Origin of the sequence: Vibrio sp. 1641 (assembly GCF_033339995.1) — a bacterium.
Classification (GTDB): Bacteria; Pseudomonadota; Gammaproteobacteria; order Enterobacterales; family Vibrionaceae; genus Vibrio; species Vibrio alginolyticus.
In genome coordinates this window covers 1-502 of the sequence record NZ_JAWOVP010000552.1, presented here as the reverse complement: position 1 = coordinate 502, position 502 = coordinate 1, and the positions used below count along the sequence as shown (strand labels likewise).

General features: G+C 35.7%; 1 protein-coding gene. It reads left to right on the top strand.

What is annotated here, in order from left to right:
* A partial coding sequence (locus R7Z47_RS27080; protein ID WP_318131055.1) for a glycosyltransferase occupies positions 1-399 on the top strand: 399 nt, incomplete at its 5' end.
* Between the last annotated feature and the right edge of the window lie 103 nt (positions 400-502).

Below are 502 nucleotides of genomic sequence, written 5' to 3'. Positions count from 1 at the left end.
CTGTCAAAGCGCTCTATTGAGTTAGATGTTACCAAAACAATTGAGTTTATCCCTAAAACCAACCAGATCGAGAACTATTATCTTCAATCAAAGCTCTTTGTTATGAGCTCCAGGTTTGAAGGTTTGCCTTTAGTATTAATCGAAGCGCAAGCTTATGGCTTACCAATCGTCTCTTTTGATTGTGATACAGGACCAGCTGAAGTCGTTCAAGATGGTCATAATGGTTGGTTGTGTGAAGCAAATAACATTATTGCGTTAAAAGACTCTTTAATTAAAGGTATTGAGGCATCGATGAACTCAGAACGCTATCAAGAACTAACCACGCACTCAATCAATAACTCTAAGAGGTTTAGTACAGAGACCATCTTAAGCACGTGGTTAAAATTACTTTCAAACTAGAGATAGTAAGTAAATGAGAATCACTAAATATAGGCTCTATATACTTTCTTACTTAGTAATTTCAGTAATATATGGCTTATTGCTCACATTACTGCCTAATGAA